The 20,283-nt window shown below is 64.1% G+C and carries 18 protein-coding genes; 4 read left to right on the top strand and 14 right to left on the bottom strand.

The window, feature by feature from the left end; all coding sequences use genetic code 11:
- Positions 1 to 3 precede the first annotated feature (3 nt).
- The 8 genes from ACM42_RS12445 to ACM42_RS12410 form a co-directional block, all read right to left on the bottom strand.
- On the bottom strand, positions 4 to 1,389 hold the full coding sequence (locus ACM42_RS12445; RefSeq protein ID WP_271528192.1) for a pyruvate dehydrogenase complex E1 component subunit beta: 1,386 nt from the start codon (positions 1,387 to 1,389) through the stop codon (positions 4 to 6).
- 29 nt (positions 1,390 to 1,418) lie between these two features.
- On the bottom strand, positions 1,419 to 2,441 hold the full coding sequence (gene pdhA, locus ACM42_RS12440; protein WP_028177589.1) for a pyruvate dehydrogenase (acetyl-transferring) E1 component subunit alpha: 1,023 nt from the start codon (positions 2,439 to 2,441) through the stop codon (positions 1,419 to 1,421).
- A 373-nt stretch (positions 2,442 to 2,814) separates the two neighbouring features.
- Positions 2,815 to 4,332 carry an aldehyde dehydrogenase gene (gene adh, locus ACM42_RS12435; RefSeq protein ID WP_271528191.1) on the bottom strand — a complete coding sequence of 506 codons (1,518 nt, stop codon included), beginning with the start codon at positions 4,330 to 4,332 and terminating at the stop codon, positions 2,815 to 2,817.
- A gap of 173 nt (positions 4,333 to 4,505) precedes the next feature.
- Positions 4,506 to 5,465 (bottom strand): helix-turn-helix domain-containing protein, encoded by a 960-nt coding sequence (locus ACM42_RS12430; protein WP_271528190.1) that lies wholly within the window; start codon positions 5,463 to 5,465, stop codon positions 4,506 to 4,508.
- A gap of 207 nt (positions 5,466 to 5,672) precedes the next feature.
- The gene (locus ACM42_RS12425; protein WP_028141594.1) at positions 5,673 to 5,990 is read right to left on the bottom strand and encodes an FtsB family cell division protein; all 318 of its coding nucleotides are present in this window, start codon (positions 5,988 to 5,990) and stop codon (positions 5,673 to 5,675) included.
- Between the two features lie 120 nt (positions 5,991 to 6,110).
- Positions 6,111 to 6,662, bottom strand: a complete 552-nt coding sequence (locus ACM42_RS12420; RefSeq protein WP_271528189.1) for an NADPH-dependent FMN reductase — start codon at positions 6,660 to 6,662, stop codon at positions 6,111 to 6,113.
- A gap of 180 nt (positions 6,663 to 6,842) precedes the next feature.
- A complete protein-coding gene (locus ACM42_RS12415) occupies positions 6,843 to 7,841 on the bottom strand; it encodes an MBL fold metallo-hydrolase (protein WP_271528188.1) in 999 nt (332 codons plus the stop codon).
- Positions 7,842 to 7,958: 117 nt separating this feature from the next.
- Entirely contained in the window at positions 7,959 to 8,915 is a 957-nt protein-coding gene (locus ACM42_RS12410) for an AraC family transcriptional regulator (protein ID WP_442868925.1), read from the bottom strand.
- 134 nt (positions 8,916 to 9,049) lie between these two features.
- On the opposite strand from ACM42_RS12410, the gene ACM42_RS12405 reads away from it, so the two are divergent.
- Positions 9,050 to 9,787, top strand: coding sequence for an SDR family oxidoreductase (locus tag ACM42_RS12405; RefSeq protein WP_271528186.1), 738 nt, complete (start codon positions 9,050 to 9,052; stop codon positions 9,785 to 9,787).
- A gap of 74 nt (positions 9,788 to 9,861) precedes the next feature.
- On the opposite strand, the gene ACM42_RS12400 is transcribed toward ACM42_RS12405, so the two are convergent.
- Positions 9,862 to 10,995, bottom strand: coding sequence for a zinc-binding dehydrogenase (locus ACM42_RS12400; RefSeq protein ID WP_271528185.1), 1,134 nt, complete (start codon positions 10,993 to 10,995; stop codon positions 9,862 to 9,864).
- Positions 10,996 to 11,031: 36 nt separating this feature from the next.
- Complete coding sequence (eno, locus tag ACM42_RS12395; RefSeq protein WP_028177597.1) at positions 11,032 to 12,315, bottom strand: phosphopyruvate hydratase; 1,284 nt, start codon at positions 12,313 to 12,315, stop codon at positions 11,032 to 11,034.
- A gap of 174 nt (positions 12,316 to 12,489) precedes the next feature.
- Between eno and ACM42_RS12390 the strand changes: the two genes are divergently transcribed.
- Positions 12,490 to 13,467: a Vgb family protein gene (locus tag ACM42_RS12390; RefSeq protein ID WP_271528184.1), complete on the top strand. Its 978-nt coding sequence runs from the start codon at positions 12,490 to 12,492 to the stop codon at positions 13,465 to 13,467.
- A gap of 51 nt (positions 13,468 to 13,518) precedes the next feature.
- The gene (gene queF, locus ACM42_RS12385) at positions 13,519 to 13,971 is read left to right on the top strand and encodes a preQ(1) synthase (RefSeq protein WP_271528183.1); all 453 of its coding nucleotides are present in this window, start codon (positions 13,519 to 13,521) and stop codon (positions 13,969 to 13,971) included.
- 78 nt (positions 13,972 to 14,049) lie between these two features.
- Here the strand turns inward: queF and ACM42_RS12380 are convergent, their stop codons facing one another.
- Entirely contained in the window at positions 14,050 to 15,243 is a 1,194-nt protein-coding gene (locus ACM42_RS12380; protein WP_271528182.1) for a serine hydrolase domain-containing protein, read from the bottom strand.
- 56 nt (positions 15,244 to 15,299) lie between these two features.
- Positions 15,300 to 16,940 carry a flavin-containing monooxygenase gene (locus ACM42_RS12375; RefSeq protein WP_271528181.1) on the bottom strand — a complete coding sequence of 547 codons (1,641 nt, stop codon included), beginning with the start codon at positions 16,938 to 16,940 and terminating at the stop codon, positions 15,300 to 15,302.
- A gap of 313 nt (positions 16,941 to 17,253) precedes the next feature.
- Here ACM42_RS12375 and ACM42_RS12370 point away from each other — a divergent pair, with 313 nt between their 5' ends.
- Entirely contained in the window at positions 17,254 to 18,141 is an 888-nt protein-coding gene (locus ACM42_RS12370; RefSeq protein WP_271528180.1) for a helix-turn-helix domain-containing protein, read from the top strand.
- Positions 18,142 to 18,158: 17 nt separating this feature from the next.
- Here the strand turns inward: ACM42_RS12370 and ACM42_RS12365 are convergent, their stop codons facing one another.
- Complete coding sequence (locus ACM42_RS12365) at positions 18,159 to 19,367, bottom strand: MFS transporter (protein WP_271528179.1); 1,209 nt, start codon at positions 19,365 to 19,367, stop codon at positions 18,159 to 18,161.
- Positions 19,367 to 20,215: a 3-deoxy-8-phosphooctulonate synthase gene (gene kdsA / locus ACM42_RS12360; RefSeq protein WP_271528178.1), complete on the bottom strand. Its 849-nt coding sequence runs from the start codon at positions 20,213 to 20,215 to the stop codon at positions 19,367 to 19,369. The genes ACM42_RS12365 and kdsA overlap by 1 nt, the downstream gene beginning before the upstream one ends.
- Positions 20,216 to 20,283: the final 68 nt, after the last annotated feature.

The following is a 20,283-nucleotide window of genomic DNA, read 5'->3' as shown; positions in this document are numbered from 1 at the left end:
GATCTACCTGTAGCAAACGGCTTTGGCGGCCTCGACGACTTCCGCCGCCGAAGGCAGCGCGAGCTTCTCCAGGTTCGCGGCATAAGGCATCGGGACGTCCTTGCCGGAGACGCGCGCGACCGGCGCGTCCAGATAGTCGAAAGCGTTCTCCATGATGCGCGCGGCGATCTCGGCGCCGACGCCGCTCTGGGCCCAACCCTCTTCCACTGTGACCGCGCGACCGGTCTTCTTGACGGAGTTGATGATGGTCTCGGTGTCCATCGGGCGCAGCGTGCGCAGGTCGATCACCTCGGCCTCGATGCCGTCCTTGGCGAGTTCGTCGGCGGCCTTGAGCGCATAGGTCATGCCATTCGACCAGGAGATGATGGTGACGTGGCTGCCGGAGCGCACGATGCGTGCCTTGCCGATCGGGATGATGAAATCATCCAGCTTGGGCACTTCGCCGGTGTGACCGTAGAGCACCTCGTTCTCGAGGAAGATCACCGGATTGGGATCGCGGATCGCAGCCTTGAGCAGGCCCTTGGCGTCGGCTGCCGAATACGGCGCGACCACCTTCAGGCCCGGAATGTGCGAGTACCAGGACGAGTAATCCTGGCTGTGCTGGGCGGCAACGCGCGCGGCCGCACCGTTGGGTCCGCGGAACACGATCGAGCAGCCCATCTGGCCGCCGGACATGTACAGCGTCTTGGCCGCGGAGTTGATGATCTGGTCGATCGCCTGCATGGCGAAGTTGAAGGTCATGAACTCGACGATCGGCTTCAGGCCGGTCATCGCGGCACCGACGCCGACGCCGGCAAACCCGTGCTCGGTGATCGGGGTGTCGATGACGCGCTTGGCGCCGAATTCCTGGAGCAGGCCCTGGGTCACCTTGTAGGCGCCCTGATATTCGGCGACCTCTTCGCCCATCACGAAGACGTCCGCGTCGCGCCGCATCTCTTCGGCCATGGCATCGCGCAGCGCTTCGCGGATGGTCTGCGTCACCATCTCGGTGCCGGCGGGCACTTCCGGATCCGGCTCGGCAACGGCCTGCGGGGCAGCCGGTGCGGCCTTCGGCTGCGGCGCCTCGGCCTTGGCCGCGGCCGCTGACTCGGCAGCCTTCTCCTGCTTGGCCGGCGCGGACGCCTTGCCGAGATCAGCGGCGCTCTCGCCGTCGGCGAGAATGGTGGCGATCGGCGTGTTCACCGCAACGTCGGCGGTGCCCTCGGGGATCAGGATCTTGCCGAGCGTGCCTTCGTCGGTCGCCTCGACCTCCATGGTCGCCTTATCGGTCTCGATCTCGGCGATGACGTCGCCGGACTTGATCGTCTCGCCCTCTTTCTTCAGCCATTTGGCGAGGTTACCCTTCTCCATCGTGGGCGACAGCGCGGGCATCAGCACTTGAATTGGCATATCGGCTCCAAAAGAAAGCTTGCGCGCGTTCAGCGGTAAACGTCGGTCCAGAGCTCGGCGGCATCCGGCTCTGGATCGTGCTGGGCGAAATCGGCGGCGGCGTTGACGATGTCGCGCACTTCGGCATCGATCGCCTTCAGATCCTGCTCGCTGACTTTCGCCGCCAGGAGGCGGTTACGCACCTGCTCGATCGGATCCTGGTCGTGACGGACCTTCTCGACCTCCTCACGCGTGCGATATTTTGCAGGGTCGGACATCGAGTGCCCGCGATAGCGATAGGTCTGCATCTCCAGGATGAAGGGACCCTTGCCGGCGCGGCACCAGGCCGCCGCCTCCTCGCCCGCCGCCTTCACGGCACGGACGTCCATGCCGTCGACCTGCTTGCCGGGGATGTTGAAGGAGACGCCGCGCTTGGAAAAATCCTGCTGCGCCGAGGCGCGCGAGACCGATGTGCCCATGGCATAGCGGTTGTTCTCGATGACGTAGATCACCGGCAGCTTCCAGAGCTCCGCCATGTTGAAGCTCTCATAGACCTGGCCCTGATTGGCCGCGCCGTCGCCGAAATAGGTGACGCTGACATTGTCGTTGCCGCGATAGTGATTGGCGAAGGCGAGACCGGTGCCGAGCGAGACCTGGGCACCGACGATGCCGTGGCCGCCATAAAAGTGCTTCTCCTTGCTGAACATGTGCATGGAGCCGCCCTTGCCCTTGGAGTAGCCGCCGTGGCGGCCCGTGAGCTCGGCCATGACGCCGTTGGCATCCATGCCGGTGGCAAGCATGTGGCCGTGATCGCGATAGCCTGTAATGACCTGGTCGCCCTGCTTCAGCGCCATCTGCATGCCGACCACCACGGCCTCCTGGCCGATATAGAGGTGACAGAAGCCGCCGATCGCGCCCATGCCGTAGAGCTGGCCTGCCTTTTCCTCGAACCGACGGATCAGCAGCATGTCGCGGAGCGCCTTGAGCTCCTGCTCCCTGGTGAATTCCGGAGGCGAACCGCCGTCGGTCTTGTCCTGTGGAGGGCTTGCGGCGGCTTTCTTGGGGGCGGCCATGGGAATTCCGGGTCAGAGAAAACTTTCGCCCTCTCTAACCCAAGTCAATCGCGTGCGAAAGCACCGCGGCGGCATGACACGCCTTTCATTATGCCGCACTGCAACGTGATCGAAATATTGCAAAATCTTTGGCGCCGAACGGGCAACAAATCTATGCGCGCCACGGCGCGCGCGAATTCGTGAGCGGATCAAGAACCTGCGAACCAACAGAATCCTGCCGGTCGAAAACTCGTCCCACGAATGGGGCGCTGCAGCTTCCGCGACGTCATGGCCGGGCTCGTCCCGGCCATCCACGCCTTGCCCCGCGGCACGGAGGACGTGGATGCCCGGGACAAGCCCGGGCACGACGGCCTCCTGAGCGGGACATCCCTCATCAGAAGAATCCGAGCTTCTTGGGGCTATAGCTGACCAGGAGGTTCTTGGTCTGCTGATAGTGATCGAGCATCATCTTGTGGGTCTCGCGCCCGACGCCCGACTGCTTGTAGCCGCCGAAGGCCGCATGCGCGGGATAGGCATGGTAGCAGTTGGTCCAGACCCGGCCGGCCTGGATCTCCCGGCCGAAGCGGTAGCAGCGATTGGCGTCGCGGCTCCAGACGCCAGCACCCAATCCGTAGAGCGTGTCGTTGGCGATCGCGAGCGCCTCCTCATCGCTCCTGAAGGTCGTGACCGAGACGACGGGGCCGAAAATCTCCTCCTGGAAGATGCGCATCTTGTTGTGGCCCTCGAACACGGTCGGCTGGACGTAGAAGCCGCCGGCGAGATCGCCCGGGAGCTCGGCACGGCCGCCGCCGGCGAGCACCTTGGCGCCCTCCTGCCTGCCGATGTCGATGTAGGAGAGAATCTTGGACAGTTGCTCGCTGGATGCCTGAGCGCCGATCATGGTCGTGGGATCGCGCGGATCGCCCTGCTCGATCGCGGCGACGCGCTTCAGCGCCCTCTCCATGAAGCGGTCATAGATATCCGCGTGGACCAGCGCCCGGCTCGGACAGGTGCAGACCTCGCCCTGGTTCAGCGCGAACATGACGAAGCCTTCGATCGCCTTGTCGAAGAAGTCGTCGTCTTCGGCGATGACGTCCTTGAAGAAGATGTTCGGCGACTTGCCGCCGAGCTCAAGCGTAACCGGAATGAGGTTCTGGCTGGCATACTGCATGATCAGCCGGCCCGTCGACGTCTCGCCGGTGAAGGCGATCTTGGCGATGCGCGGGCTGGACGCCAGCGGCTTGCCGGCCTCCAGGCCAAAGCCGTTGACGATATTGAGGACACCGGGCGGCAGGATATCCGCGATGATCTCGGCCCACACCATGATCGACGCCGGCGTCTGCTCGGCGGGCTTGAGCACCACGCAATTGCCGGCGGCGAGCGCGGGGGCGAGCTTCCAGCAGGCCATCAGCAGCGGGAAGTTCCAGGGAATGATCTGGCCGACCACGCCGAGCGGCTCGTGGAAATGATAGGCAATGGTGTCGTGGTCGATCTCGCCGATCGAGCCCTCCTGGGCGCGCACGACACCGGCGAAATAGCGGAAGTGATCGATCGCGAGCGGCAGGTCGGCGGCGCGGGTCTCTCGGATCGGCTTGCCGTTGTCCCACGTCTCGGCAATCGCAAGGCGCTCGAGATTGTCTTCCATGCGGTCGGCGATCTTGTTCAGGACCGCGGCGCGCTCGGCGACGCTGGTGCGGCCCCAGGCGGCCTTGGCGGCGTGCGCCGCGTCGAGCGCCGCCTCGACGTCCTGCGCGTCGGACCGCGCGATCTTGCAGACGATCTGGCCGGTCACCGGCGAGGCATTGTCGAAATACTTGCCGGAGATCGGCGCCACGAACCTGCCGCCGATGAAATTGTCGTAGCGTTCGGCAAAGGGAACTTTGGTGACGCTGAGGAATTCCACCTTGTTCATTGATCACTCCCGATGTTTGCTGCTTGCTTGTCGCCGTGTGTTCACGACTTGCGCCGACGATGATGCGGGAGGCGTTTTCTGTCAGCCCGGGCGGGAGCGATGGTGGGGCGGACCTGTCGCACTTCTGCGACAGGTAGGGCGGCCCGTCATTGCGATTGACGAAACGGCTCAGCTTAGTGGTTCAGCTCGAACCGCTTGAGCTTTCTGTGCAGCGTGGCGCGGCTGACACCGAGGGCCTTGGCGGCCGCCGAGACATTGCCGCCGGCGCGAAGCAGCGCCCGCTGCAAGACCGCGCGCTGGCCGCCGGCAAGATGATCGCGTGCGGTATCACCGCCGAGAAGGTCGGCGGCAGGCACCGGCTGCAAGGCCCGGCCGGGCGCAATTCCGAGCGCCACCCGGGCGGAGCGGGTCGCGCCGATCACGAGATCGTCCGCATCGACTGCAACGAGGCCGCTGCAACTTCCGTCCGCCGCTTGCGTCAGCACGATGCGGGCATCGGCAAAAGCCTTTCGAAACAGGTCGGCCTCGATACGCTTGGCGGCCTCGCCCGTCGCGAGTGCGATCAGGCTGGCGAAGGCGTCGGTGCGGTCGGCCCGGCAGGAGGAGACGTCGAGCACGCCCGCGAGCGCCGCCTCATGATCGTAGATCGGAACGGCGGTGCAGCTCAGAAGCGTATTGCGGGCAAAGAAATGCTGGTCGCGATCGATCGTCAGCGGGCGCTGCTCGACGAGGCAGGTGCCGATGCCGTTGGTGCCCTCGTGCTCCTCGCTCCAGAGCGCACCAGTCCACAGGCCCCAGGACTGAAACGTCGCGTCGTCCGCCACCGTGCCGCGGCGATCGACCGGCACGCCATCGCCGTCGGCGAGCAGCACGCAGCAGCCCGCGGCGCCGACGGCCTGATACAGCCGGTCCATCGCGCCTTGCGCCGCGGCCAGAAGCGGCGCGACACGTTCGCGCGCCCGCTGCAGCTCGGCCTCGGTCAGTCGTATCGGCGCGGTGCGGCCGCCGGGATCGAGATGATGCAACCGGGAGGAACGACGCCACGAGGCCACGAGCGCGGACCGAGCCGCCTGGCCTGACGCGATGGCGGCCTCGACACGGGCCGCGTGATGCCGGGGCATTGACCCATTCATCACAGTTTCCTCCGGATGGCAGTCTAGAAACTGCCGGTGCTGCCCGGTTGATCTGCGTCAACACAGGCGACAGAAGGCATGCGCCCGTTGCGGCGCGGCCGTCAAGGCGGCCGTCCGGCTCGAGGCCTACGACTTTCGCTGGAATTGGGACACGCAAGTCGGTTTCGGCGGCGGCTTTCGGTGCCGCTTTCGAAAGCTGCGGATGCGCTACTTCGCCGGGATCATCCGAACGAGATCGCGCGGATTGACATAGTCGAGCTGGAAGCGCGCTCGCTCGTCCAGCATGTCGGGGTCGATCCTCTCGGACCGCAACAGCGACACCCGCTGTTCGCTCCTGGCACGCTCACGTTTGAGCTGGGCCAGCTCGCTGGTCAGCGCGATGATCTCCTGGTCGAGCTCCTGGCGCGCGTTGAGGCCGTATTTGCCGGTATAGGCGTTGACGCCGAAATAGCCGACGATGGCCGCCGCCATCGCATAGAGGGCAAGGCCAGTCAGGATCGATTTCAGGCGGGCGCGGGAGACCATCCTGGCAAGATGGGACAGGTTGGTTAAGGGAGTGCTAATTGGCAAAACGAGGCACACTATCCCGTCATGGCCGGGCTTGTCCCGGCCATGACGGAGAGTTGAGCAGCCTTGGCTTAAACCTCAGCCCTGATTTTTCGCCACATGCGCGGCGAAGGCGTCGATGTACTGCTGCAGCACCGTCTTCAGGGAGTCCTTGGTCAGGTTGCCGTCCGCGTCGAAGGCGTCGCCGACGCCACTGAGGTAGATTTCCGGCTGCTGGAGAACCGGACCGGAAATGCCCGGCAGAATGTTCTGCAGATGCTTGGCCGCGCTGACTCCACCGAGCAGCCCCGGCGAGTTGGAGATGATGCCGACCGGCTTGCCGAGGAACGAGCTCTTGCCGTAGGGCCGCGAGGCAACGTCGATGGCGTTCTTGAGGACGCCCGGGATCGAGCGGTTGTATTCGGGCGTGACGAACAGGACGCCGTTCGACTTCTGGAGCTTTTCGCGGAAGGCGAGCCAGTCCGCGGGCGGCGCACCCTCGAGGTCCTGGTTGAAGAACGAAATGCCTGCAGGCGTGACGACCTCGAGCTTGAGCGAACCAGGCGCCAGCTTGGCGAGCGCATTGGCGATCTTGAGCGAGAAGCTGTCCTTGCGCAGGCTGCCGGCGATCGTGACGATGTTATAGGCCATGGAATGTCCTCGAGGGCTTGAGCGGGAGTGCCGGGACGGCACTTAAGCCATCCGGACCGATGGATGCAAGTGCATGAACTGGTCCGATTTGGAAACGCTGCGTTTCGCGAATGCAGACCAAACAAACAAATCGGGCCGCCAAGCGGCGGCCCGATCGTTCGTGCAAACGCCGCGTGCGGATCAGATCGTCGGATTCCACGCCGACGGGATCAGGCGATACTTGGCGCCGTCCTTCTCGACATGGCCAACCGAGGGGAAGGCGAAGTGGAAGCCGATCACGGTCGCCTTTTCCGCTGCCGCCATGTCGTAGAACTTGTGGCGCGTCGCTTGCGCCATCGCGGCATCGTTGTCGAACAGCACGTGCCAGTCCGGATTGCGCAGGAAGAACTCCGGAATGTTGGTGACGTCGGACTGGATCAGCACCTTGGCATCGCCAGATGCGACCGCGAAGGAGGTGTGCCCCGGCGTGTGGCCGGGTGTCGCGATGGAGGTGATGCCGGGCGCGACCTCCTTGCCCCATTCGTACTTCGTCACCTTGGATTCGAGGCCGGCGAAGGTCTTCTTCACGTTGGCGAAGTAGTTCTTCATCATCGGATTGGCTTCGGCCTTGGCGGCGTTGTCCTCGCTGGTCCAGAACTCCCAGTCCTTGCCCGGCACCATGATCTCCGCATTCGGGAAGGCCAGCGCGCCGTCGGCCAAACGGATGCCGTTGGTATGGTCGGGGTGCAGATGCGACAACAGCACGACGTCGACGTTCTTGGGGTCGACGCCGGCGGCCTGAAGGTTTTGCAGCGTGCGGCCGACCGCGCCCTTGCTGGCCTCGAAATTCGCAATGCCATTGCCGGTGTCGATGAGGACCAGCTTGGAGCCGGTGTTGATGAGTTGCGGATTGAACGGCACGGTCACCATGCCCTTCGGCATGTAGGCCGCCTCGCCGGCCGCCAGCGCCTCCTCCTTCGGAATGTTGACGACGAACTTGTCCGGCATCGGGAAGGTGCGCGCGCCATCGTTGATCGAGGTGCACTCGAAGCTGCCGACCTTGTAGCGATAGAAGCCCGGCGCCTGTGTCCCGGCTTGCGGGGCTGCGGCATTCGCGGCGATGGGCCCGAGCCCGGTGACGGCCGCCGCGCCCATGGCGGCGGCGCCCGCGAGCAGGTGACGGCGATTGAGATCGGTCATGGAAATGTCCCTTCTGAGCGCCTTGCGGTTCTTCCGCTTCAAATGGCGGCGGAATAATCCCCCGCGTCGCTCGGAAGGCAAGACCTTCTTTCGGTGACGTGCCGTCGCACGTCACGATTATTTATTTGGGGCGATGGGGAATTTTTCGCCGGCGGCCTGTCCACGCCAGTATCGCTTCGGTGCATGGCCGTAGATTCGTTTGAAGGCATGCCCGAAGGCGCTCTCCGACGAATATCCCAGCTGCGCGGCGGTTGCCGACACGGTCGCACCACGTCGCAGCTGATCGCGCGCAAGCCGCATTCGCCACCGAAGGAGGTAGTCGAGCGGCGCCAGCCCCACCAGGGACTTGAACCGCTTCGAAAATGCGGATCGCGACATTGCGATCGCGTCGGCCAATGCTTCCAGGGTCCAGGGGTGAGCAGCGTCTTCGTGCATCAGCCTGATTGCCTTGCCGATCCTGGCATCGACCAGCGCGTTGATCCATCCAAGTCCCTCGCCGGCCCCCTGATCCAGCGCCGCGCGGAGCACCTGGACGAGCAGGACGTCGGCGAGCCTGTCGGTGAGTACGGCCGTTCCGATTCCCGTCCCCCTGATTTCAAGGTCGAGAATGTGGAGCGTGGAATGAATGACGGCTGCCGACGGACTGCGCGATGGTATGAGCAGAAAGCGAGGCAGGGCATCGAGCAGCAATTCGGCGTCCGATGCCTCGAAACCGAAACTGCCGGCAAGCAGAACGGTATCGCTCCCCGCGCCACGCGCGACATCCGACTGCGCCCAATCGAACGCCGCTATTCCGTCTTCGGGAGCGAGGCGTTCGTCGTTGGCCAGAACGTAGGCTGGTGCATGGGCCAGAAGAAAACAGTCGCCGCTGGCAAGCCGATGATGGGCTTCGTCGCCAAAATCGATCCAGCAATCGCCTCGGATGACCGCGCCGAACTTCACGGCGGGTTTTGCCGGGAACCGATACGACCAATGGCCGCCCGCCTCGAACCTCGTGCAACGCGCAGCGCGAACGTCCAAGAGTGAGAAGGCCTGGGACAGAGGGTCCGAGGTCTTGCCCAACTGTTTGCCCAAGTGCTTGTCGAAGCGCTCGTCCGAAAGTTTGTCCAAGGCTTGATCCGATCTCGACGATTTTCGAGCATTTCAAACATAGATCATCCTCGCGACCGATGCGAATTTCATCGCGCAGCGAATTGGATGGAACACCTATGACAGGCATCGCAGGCAAGGTCATCGCCATTACGGGCGCCAGCAGCGGAATTGGCGAAGCCACGGCCCGGCATCTCGCAGAACGTGGCGCCATCGTGGTCCTCGCCGCACGGCGTTCCGAGAGGCTGGAGATGCTGACCGCGAGCATCACCTCGAAGGGCGGAAAGGCGTTGTATCTCGTCACCGACGTCAGGCAGCGCGAGGATGTCGCCAGGCTCGTCGGTCTCGCAACAGACCGATGCGGAAAGCTGGACGTCATGATCAACAATGCCGGGATTGCACCGATTTCCCGTCTGGACGATCTGAGGGTCGACGATTGGGACGATATGATAGACGTGAATGTGAAAGGCGTGCTCTACGGGATCGCTGCGGCCCTTCCCGTCTTCCGTCGTCAGGGCTTTGGCCACTTCGTCAACACCCTGTCGACCGCCGGCATCAAGATCGTTCCGACAATGGCCGTCTACGCGGGATCGAAGAACGCCGTCAGGGCGATTTCCGAAGGGCTTCGTCAGGAGGCCGGCCCGTCGCTTCGGGTGACGACCATCTCCCCCGGTTATGTCGACACCGAGCTTCCATCCTCCATGACGGATTCCGCGCTACGGGCGGAGGGGCTGGCGAGCATGAAGGCGCTGGCCATTCCGGCGAGCGCGGTCGCAGAAGCCATCGCTTTCGCGATAGCGCAACCGGATCGCGTGGATGTCGGCGAGATCGTCGTTCGCCCGACTGCTCAGGCATGAACATGTCGAGCAAGCCAGGATAGGCCGGCGCGGCCGGCCCCTGCCCCCGGGTCACGCGCCGTCGCAGGTCACGGTTATTTATTCGGGTTGATGAGAAATTTTTCGCCGGTGGCGCGTTTGGCGTACACCGCGATGTTGGCGGGATCGAGCGCCTCGGCAAGCGACACCACCTTGGTGTAATGACTGGCGAAGGTGGTCTTCAGCTCGGACGCCACGCGTTGGCGCAGGCGGCCGATCTCGGCCGGGCCGATCTTCTGGAGGAACGGCGTCAGCAGCCAGCCGCCGACGCCCCAGCTCAGGCCGAACGAGCGGTTCAGCTCCGTCGGACGCGTGTCGAGGCTGCCATAGATGTAGACCTGCTTGTACACGTTGGAGCCGTAGCGGCTGTATTCCTTCGCGGTCTTGTTGGCCGCGATTTCCATGGCGGTCAGAATCTGGCTCGCCAGCTTGCCGCCGCCAATCGCGTCGAAGGCGATGGTGGCGCCGGTCTCGACCAGTGCGTTGGTGAGGTCGTCCATGAAATCAGGCGCGCTGGAATCCACGACGTGCTTGGCGCCGATCTTGTGCAGGATGTCGGCCTGCTCCTTGCTCCTGACGATGTTGACGAGGCCGATGCCGTCCTTGATGCATATCTTGTTGAGCATCTGGCCGAGATTGGAGGCGGCGGCCGTGTGCACGAGCGCCTTGTGGTTCTCGCGCCGCATCGTCTCGGTCATGCCGAGCGCTGTCAGCGGATTGACGAACCAGGACGCGCCGTCCGCGGCTGTGGTGCCGGCCGGCAGCTCCATGACGTCGCGGACCTTGAGCACGCGGTACTGTGTGTACATCGCACCGCCGATCATCGACACCGTCTTGCCCATCAGCGCCTTCGCCGCGTCCGACGATCCGGTCCGGATCACCGTGCCGGCACCCTCGTTGCCGACCGGCAGCGACTGATCGAACCTGGCCGTCATCATCCGCATCGCAGCTTCCGGCATCGTTGCCGTGATGACCGGCATCTCCTTGGTGCCGGAAGCCTTGGCGGCCGACATGTCGGCCGGCCCGATCAGGAGCCCGAGGTCGGAGGGGTTGATCGGCGTCGCCTCGACGCGGACCACGACCTCGTCGTCGGCCGGCTCCGGCGTCGGGACATTCACGAGCGACAATTCAAGCTCGCCGCTCTTCTTCAGCAGCGAACGCAGTTGCAGTCCGGTCTTGCCGTCGCTCATGTGATCCTCCCCTGTCCATCTTTGCGCGGCGCCGGCTTATGCCAGCGCCTTCAGTGCCGCCTTGCCGCCGTAGAGCGCCTGCTTGCCGAGCTGCTGCTCGATGCGCAGGAGCTGGTTGTATTTGGCGGTGCGATCCGACCGCGCAAGGGAGCCGGTCTTGATCTGGCCGCAATTGGTGGCGACCGCGAGGTCGGCGATGGTGGAATCCTCGGTCTCGCCGGAGCGGTGCGACATCACCGAGGTGTAGCCGGCCTTGTGCGCCATTTCGACGGCGGCGAGCGTCTCGGTCAGCGTGCCGATCTGGTTGACCTTGATCAGGATCGAGTTGGCGCGGCCAGCCTTGATGCCTTCGGCGAGGCGCTTGACGTTGGTGACGAAGAGATCGTCGCCGACCAGCTGGCACTTCCTGCCGATGAGATCGGTGAGCTCCTTCCAGCCCTCCATGTCGTCTTCCGACATGCCGTCCTCGATGGTCACGATCGGATAGCGCGAGACCAGGTCTGCAAGATACTTCGCCTGCTCGGAGATCGAGCGGGTCTTGCCCTCACCTTCATAGACGTATTTGCCGTCCTTGAAGAACTCGGTCGAGGCGCAGTCGAGGCCGAGCACGATGTCGGTGCCCGCCTTGAAGCCGGCCTTGCCGATCGCGTTCATGACGAAGTCGAGCGCGGCGTCGGCCGACGGCAGGTTCGGGGCGAAGCCACCCTCGTCGCCGACATTGGTGTTGTGGCCGGCTTTCTTGAGCTCCGACTTCAGTGTGTGGAACACCTCGGCGCCGTAGCGGAGGCCCTCGGCAAAGCTCGACGCGCCGACGGGGAGGATCATGAACTCCTGGAAGTCGATCGGGTTGTCGGCATGCACGCCGCCATTGATGATGTTCATCATCGGCACCGGCAACAGGCGCGCGGAGGTGCCGCCGACGTAACGGTAGAGCGGCATGTCCAGCGAGTTCGCCGCGGCCTTGGCGCAGGCAAGCGAGACGCCGAGGATGGCGTTGGCGCCCAGCCGGCTCTTGTTCGGCGTGCCGTCGAGGTCGATCATGATCTGGTCGATCTGGGCCTGCTGCTCGACGTCGAGGCCGCTCAGGGCCTCGAAGATCTCGCCGTTGACGGCGCCGACTGCCTTGGAGACGCCCTTGCCGAGATAGCGGGCCTTGTCGCCGTCGCGCAGTTCCACGGCCTCGTGGGCGCCGGTGGAGGCGCCCGACGGCACCGCGGCTCGGCCGAGCGCGCCGTCCTCCAGCACGACATCGACCTCGACGGTGGGATTGCCCCGGCTATCGAGGATTTCGCGGCCGATGATGTCGATGATGGCGGTCATGATGTCCACTTCCGTTCGTTAGGGCTGATCGGTGCCGCGGGTCTTACACGGGCCGCAAGCAAATGTGAACGCTTGGAAGAGCCGCTTCGACTGACGCGTGAAGCGCCTGAGATTATGCTCGACTGCATCTGGTCCGCGTGCCCAACCTCAATCTGAAACAGTCGGGGTAACGCCATGAATCGCCGCCAGTTTCTTGCTTCGAGCGCCGCGCTGCTCACCGCCCGCCCAGGGTTTGCGCAGGACGCCCCATTCCGGACAAAATACTATCCGGTCAGCCCGGGCGTCGGCCTGCACGATCTCACGCCCGCTCCTGACGGCGCGGTTTGGTTCACGGCGCAGGGCAAGGGCCTGCTCGGCAGGCTCGATCCCCGGGATGGCAGTTTCAAGACGGTGAGCCTCGGCCAGGGCGCAGCGCCGCATGGCGTGACCATCGGTCCCGACGGCGCGCCCTGGATCACCGAGGGCGGCCAGAACGCGATCGCGCGGGTCGACCCCGGCGATCTCAAGGTCACGTTGTTCCGCCTGCCGGAAAAGTTCGCCTACGCCAATCTCAACACTGGCGTGTTCGACAAGCAAGGCACCTACTGGTTCACCGGCCAATCCGGTTATTACGGCCGGCTCGCGCCGAAGACCGGCGAGATGAATGTGTTCAAGGCGCCGAAGGGCATCGGTCCCTACGGCATCACTGTCACGCCCAAGGGCGATGTCTGGTACGCCTCGCTCGCCGGCAGCTACATCGCGAAGATTGATCTCGCGAGCGGGAATGCGACCGTGGCCGAACCGCCGACGCCGAACCAGGGCGCGCGGCGCGTCTGGTCGGATTCGAAGGGCCTGATCTGGGTCAGCGAGTGGAATAGCGGCCATGTCTCGGTGCACGATCCCGCCAATGGCTCCTGGAAGACGTGGAAGCTGCCGGGCGAACGTCCCCGCGCCTACGCGGTCTACGTCGACGACAAGGACAAGGTCTGGCTCACGGATTTCTCCGCCAACGCCATCGTGCGCTTCGATCCCACCACCGAACGGTTCAACGTGTTCGTCAGCGACAAGGCCAACGCCAATGTGCGCCAGCTCGATGGCAGGCCGGGCGAGCTCTGGGGCTGCGAGTCCGGCAACGACCGGATCGTCATGATCCAGACGATCGCGAGCGGTTGACGGCAGCGGCATTTGCGTCCATCCCGGCACCCGAAACAGGATGTGACGACGATGGCGAAGAAACCCCTCCAGCTCGGCCGGGCGGTCGAGTGGCCGCATACACCGGAACAAGCCCAGCTCGACCGCATGCCCAATCCGCAAAAGGGCACCGATTACCTGGTGCGCTTCACCGTGCCGGAATTCACCTCGCTGTGCCCGGTCACTGGCCAGCCTGACTTCGCGCATCTGACGATCGACTACGCGCCGGGTGCGTGGCTGCTGGAGTCGAAGTCGCTCAAGCTCTACATCGCGAGCTTCCGCAATCATGGCGCCTTCCACGAGGACTGCACCGTGATGATCGGCAAGCGTATCGCCAGCGAGATCAAGCCGAAGTGGCTGCGCATCGGCGGCTACTGGTATCCGCGCGGCGGCATCCCGATCGACGTGTTCTGGCAGACCGGCCGCGTACCGAAGGGCCTGTGGGTGCCCGAGCAAGGCGTCGCGCCCTATCGCGGGCGGGGCTAATGCATATCTCGGTCACGCTGACCTTCGAGAGAAAACGGCCTCGGTCGATAGCGACGATGCCGTTCTCGCGTCATGGTCCTAGCTTGCCAAGCGCTGCCTCTGGCTCTGGTAGAACGCCGTCTCGAAGTTCATATAGCCGATGAACGACGTCGGATCGCCGAAGGGCAGAATCTGGGTGGCCCAGAACCCGCCGACATTGTTCTGCCGATCGATCCAGTAGAACAGGTTGGCAAGCCCGGCCCAGCCCAGCGCGCCGGCGGGACGTCCCGTCGGGGCTTCCTCGTCGTTGACCATGAAGCTCAGCGCCCAGGATTTGGATTGACCCGGAAAGAATTCCGCGTCGTTGCAAAGCGACGGGATGACGCCTGTGATCGGCGTTACCTTCTTGTCGCCCATATGGTTCTTTTCCGCCATCCGCACGGTTTCGGCCTTCAGCACGCGACCGTGCTCGCCAGCCCCGTCATTCAGCCACATGCGGATGAAACGCATGTAGTCGCCGACCGTGCCGTACAGGCCGTGGCCGCCCATGTGGACCTCGGGCTTTGCCGGAAGCTCGAAATCCATCGGCGTCAGCGACCCGTCGGCGTTTCGCGCGTGGATGCCGGCCAATTTCTTGCGCATAGCGTCGGTCAGCTCGAAGGTCATGTCCTTGATCCCGAGCGGTTCGAAGATGCGCGTCTTGAAGACCTCACCGAGTCGCTTGCCCGTGATGGCCTCGACGATCTGGCCGCACCAGTCGAGATTTGTCCCATAGTCCCAGCGCTCGCCGGGATCGAACAGCAGCGGGGTCATCAGGCAGGCTTTGGTCGCGGTGATCACGCTGGGCTGCCCTTTCTCCTGGGCCAGCCGGTTATAGGTGTGGTTGATGAAATCGTAGCTCAGGCCCGCCGTGTGGGTCATCAGCATGCGCGTGGTAATATCCCGCCTCGGCGCGCGCAGGATCGGCTCGCCCGCTGCATCGAAGCCCTCGATCACCTGCAGCTTTCCGATCTCGGGCGCGTAGCGCTTCGCGGGCGCATCGAGATCGAGCTTGCCCTCCTCGACGAGTTGCAGAACGGCCGTGCCGGTAATCGCCTTGGTCGTGGAGAAGATGGCGAAGACGCTGTCGGTGGTCATGTCCGCCGGCTGATCGAGACGGCGTTTGCCGGCCGCCCCTTCATAGATGTTGCGCTGGCGGTCCGTCACCATTGCGACAACGCCGGGCACGCGCGGTGTGGATGTGACGACGCCGTCGAGAACGGCATCTGCCGTCGCGCCAAAATTCATGATCATGATCGTCCTTCCGTGCTGGATTGGATTGATATGGTCGACGCTCGCATCGCGAGCGCTCATTGCATCGCGAAGCCCTCGTAACCGTTCGCCGCGACCTCGTCGCACTTCTGCCGATAGGCGCCGACGCCGCCGCAATACGACAGGACACGGCGCGGCTTGCCTTCGACGTTCGAGCCCAGGTACCAGGAACTGGTCTTCGCGATCAGCGTCGCATTCGCGATCTCGTCGTGATGGGCCACCCAGCCATCCTGGGCGTCCTTTGTCGGCTCGACCACCTTCAGGTCCTTGCTGCGCATGTACCTGATGCAGTCATCGATCCATTCGACCTGCTGCTGCAGGCACGTGGTCATGTTGCACAGCGCGGCCGACGGCGCGAGCGGGACGGCGGTCGTGAACAGGTTGGGATAGCCGTGAACCTGCAGGCCCATCGTGGTGCGGATGTCCCTGCCCCAGTCCTCCCTCAGCGATCGGCCGTCGCGGCCCCTGATATCGATGCGCGTCAAGGCACCGGTGCCGGCGTCGAAGCCGGTTGCAAGGACAATGACATCCAGCTCGTGGACCGTACCGTCAGCGGTCTGAATGCCCTGCGGCGTTACGCGTTCGATCGGATTGCTCTTGACGCTGACGATCTCGACGTTGGGACGATGGAAGACCTCGAGGAAGTTCTGCTCGAGCGGTACACGGTGCGTTCCGAACCCATATTCGGCCGGAATCAACGCATCGCACAGTTTCGGATCCCCGAGCCGTTCGCGCATCTTCCCGCGCACGAATTCCGAGATCTCGGCATTGACCTCCGGGTCGAAGAACAGCTCGGCGAACGAGGATATCCATAGTTTCAGGGAACCGTCATTCCAGCAATCCTCGATCACCGCCCGGCGGCGCTCCGGCGTGAGGTCTGCCCAGGCGTGCTCGAAGTCGTATTCAAAGCCGGTGAAGGTGCGCGGCAGGCGTTCCGTGAGCGACTTGAATCTCGACTTGTAGTCCTCGGCATCCGCGGCTCCAAATTTCGGATTCTTCATCGGGATGACGTATTGCGGCGTGCGGATGAACACCTTGAGATGGCCGACATCGCCGACGATCGTCTGGATGACCTGGATGCCGGTCGCACCGTTGCCGATGACGCCGACGCGCTTGCCCGCGAGGTCGACAGGCTGCTTTGGCCAGCGCGCCGTATGGAACAACTGCCCCTCGAAAGTCTCCTGCCCCGGAAACGACACGTAGGGAGCCGACAGCATGCCGCAGCAGGTCACCAGAAACTGGGTATCAATCACGTCGTCTTGGTCGGTCGTGACCAGCCAGCGCTGCGTGGCCTCGTTGAAATGCGCGCTCTTGACCGTCGTGCCGAACTGGATGTCCCTGCGCAGATCGAGACGGTCGGCGACGTAGTTCATCCAGCGTTCGATTTCGGGCTGGCCCGGAAACTTCTCGCTCCAGCTCCAACCCTTGTAGAGCTCCTCGGAGAAAAGATACTGATAGATGTAGGCCTCAGAATCGAAGCGCGCGCCGGGATATCGATTCCAGTACCAAGTGCCGCCGACGCCTGACGCGGCGTCGATCGCCCTGACGCTCAATCCCTGCTCGCGCAGACGATAGAGCTGATAGAGCCCGGCGACGCCGGCTCCGACAACCACGGCATCGAACTTCGCGGTTCCATGCGAACCGTTGCTTCCATTGGACTTGGTCGCGACTTCCGCCATTCTTTCCTCCTCGGTGATTTTTGAGTGCGCACGATCTTCCCCACCCGTCATGCGATCGGATGGTGGTGCAGCGCGTCATTTTTGATCCCGTCAGTGCGGGACGGGGGAAGCTATGAGTCTTCCGGCGGTTGGAGCTTGAACAAATCGGACAATCCTTTGAACGAAGCCGCACGTTCCCTTGCCGGTACTGCAGTTCGGCAACGCGGCTCGCTTGGCAAATGGCAAAACCGGCTTATGCTCGTCTCCGCCGTACGGCCAATGAGAAGCAGAAGCGGTCAACGCGCCTTACAATTCAGGGAAGGAGTCTCACGCGATGGGCCAATTCATCACGGTCGAGGAGCTGCCACGCTACGCTCCCGGCCAATTGATGCTGGACAGTTCCGCGGTAGGCAAGGCTGACTTTAGGCTGCGCGTCTTCCGCTATGCGCCGTCCGACATCTGGGTGCCGCCGTCGGAGAACTTCCTGATTGTCGTCTATCGCGAAGGCACAACGTCGATGAACCGCCGCGTCACTGGCGCCTGGAAGCAGGATCACGTCGGACGCGGCGTCACAACCCTGCTGACACGCGCGGAGCCTTCGAACTGGCGCTGGAGCAATGACCTCGAGGTCAGCCATTTCTACATCTCGCCGGGCCTGATGACGAAGACCGCGAGCGAGGCATTCGACCGCGACTCAGAGGGCGTTGAGCTCCACGATCTGCTCAGGATCGAAGATCCGGTGCTGACCTGGATCGGCGACCGGATGGTGCAGGAGGTGTCCGAAGGCGGTCCGGGCGGCCGGCTCTGCTACGATGCGCTGGCACTTCAGGCGAGCGTGCACATCTTGCGAAACTATGCCTCGGTGGAATTCAAGCTGCCCTGTTCGCACGGGCGCTTCAGGCCAGCGCACGCAAGGCTGATCGAGGACTATGTCGAGCAGAACATCTCCAGGAACATCACGCTCGAGGAACTGGCCAGTATCTGCAACTGCTCGCCGGTGCAGTTCGCGCGCAAGTTCCAGGTGCATTATGGCATGCGCCCGCATGCCTATGTCCTGAGCCGCAAGGTGGAGCGCGCCTGTCAGTTTCTGCGCAAGGATCGGCTCGCCCTGAAAGAAATTGCGCTCTTGAGCGGATTTTCAGATCAAAGCCATCTCAATCGGATTTTCCGCAGACACATGAACGTCACGCCGGCCGAGTATCGCAAGAACTGCTTGAGCTAGTCTCGTGTCGCTGTCCGTCAGGCCAGCGCATCCGCCGGCGCGCGCTGCTTGAGCAGTCGGGCGCAGACGAGGCCCAGCACCACCATGATCGCGGCGCTCACGAGCAGCGTCGGCACCTTGCCGCCGTGCTGGAGGCCGAAGCCATAGGCGAGCGGTCCCACGGTCTGCCCCATGAAGAAGAAGAACGAATGCAGCGACAGCGCGGTGGCGCGCGCCTCGACCGAGAGCTCGCTGGCAAACACCTGGAGACAGCCATGGGCAATGTAGAACCCCCAGCCCATGACGATGAGGTTGAGCGCCTGAACCTCCCAGCGCGGGCCGAAGGCCACGGCGACGAGCTGCGAGGCCACCAGCGTCATGCCCGCGATCATCATGCCCCTGACGCCCAGCCAAGGCAGCAGGCGCGACACCGTCAGCGTGTAGAACAGGCCGCCGACCGCAAAGCCGGCGATGACGATGCCGGCGATCGACAGCGAGGTCTGGCCGAGCTCGAACAGGAACGAAGCGATGTAGGGAAACAGCCCGAGCACGCAGCAGCCTTCGATGAACACCGCCGAGTAGCAGACATAGGCGTTCGGATTGGTGAAGATGGTGCGATAGCCGGCCTTCAGCGCCGACAGGCTCATCTTCGGCGGATGCTTGACCTTGGCGCCGCGGAAGCCGGCCGCAACGGCGATCGAGGCAACGATCACGAGCGCGCCGAGCACCGCCAGCACGCCACGCCAGCCGAGGAAATCGCCGATCAGGCCGGAAGCCGAGGCGCCGAGCAGATTGCCGGTCATGGCGCCGGCGAGCGTGCGGCTGATCGCGACCTGGCGTTTGTCGGGCCCGACGAGATCGCTGGTGAGGCTCAGCGCCACCGGAAACACGCCGCCGGAGCCGATGCCGGCGAGAATGCGGGTCGCGAACAAAACCGAGAACGAGGACGATAGCGCGCCCAGGATGTTGGCAAGGCCGAGCAGCGCGAGGCAGCCGATCATCAGCCGCGTCTTGCCGAACAGATCGGCGGCTGCGCCGATGATCGGCTGGATGATCGAGAAGGTAAAAGCGAACACCGCGGCAAAGCCCGCGGCAGTGGCGATGCTGACGCCAAAATCCTCGGCAACGTGCGGCAGCACCGGATCGAGCGCACGTGCCGAGAGTGCAGCGGCGAAGCTCGCGCCTGATATGACGTAGAGCGCTGGCGGCAAGCCGTGATCGTGTGGCCGCGCCTCGCCTTCCTGCATCAGCGCGGATTCTTTGCGAGCGCGTCGAACGCCATCAGTCTTGCGATCAGCGACTCGAACTCGCGCAGGGGCACCATGTTGGGTCCGTCCGAGGGCGCGTGGTCGGGATCAGGATGGGTCTCGATGAAGACGCCGGCAACGCCGACCGCAACGGCCGCGCGTGCGAGCACCGGCACGAATTCGCGCTCGCCGCCGGAGGAGGTCCCCTTCCCGCCGGGTTGCTGCACCGAATGGGTGGCGTCGAAGATCACGGGCGCGCCGGTGGTGCGCGCCAGGATCGGCAGTGCGCGCATGTCGGAGACCAGCGTGTTGTAGCCGAAGGACACACCGCGCTCGGTGACGAGCACGTTGGGATTGTCGGCGCCGGTGATCTTGCTCACCACATTGGCCATGTCCCAGGGCGCCAGGAACTGGCCCTTCTTGACGTTGACGACCTTGCCGGTTGCGGCCGCGGCCAGAAGGAGATCGGTCTGGCGGCACAGGAAGGCGGGGATCTGCAAGATGTCCACGGCCTGCGCCACCTCGGCACATTGCGTGGCCTCGTGCACGTCGGTCAGCACCGGCAGGCCAAGCGAGGATCGGATCTCGGCGAAGATCGGCAGCGACTGCGCGAGGCCAAGCCCGCGCGCCGCCGACGCGCTGGTGCGGTTGGCTTTGTCGAAGGAGGTCTTGTAGACGAGGCCGATGTTCAGCCGCGCGGCGATCTCCTTCAGCGCGGAGGCCACCTCCAGCGCATGCTGGCGGCTCTCGAGCTGGCACGGCCCGGCAATGACCGAGATCGGCAGATCATTGCCGAACTTGACCGTGCCAATGGTGACGACCGGCGCCGCTGAATTCGAAGAGCTCAAGACAAATCCCTCGTTTCGGCGCGACCATAACCGCGATGAGGGTCGGATCAACCCTCTTCCGCCCTGGC

Origin of the sequence: Bradyrhizobium sp. CCBAU 25338, from assembly GCF_028128965.1 — a bacterium.
In the GTDB taxonomy this organism is placed as follows: Bacteria; Pseudomonadota; Alphaproteobacteria; order Rhizobiales; family Xanthobacteraceae; genus Bradyrhizobium; species Bradyrhizobium liaoningense.
This window is presented reverse-complemented; position numbering and strand designations above follow the sequence as displayed.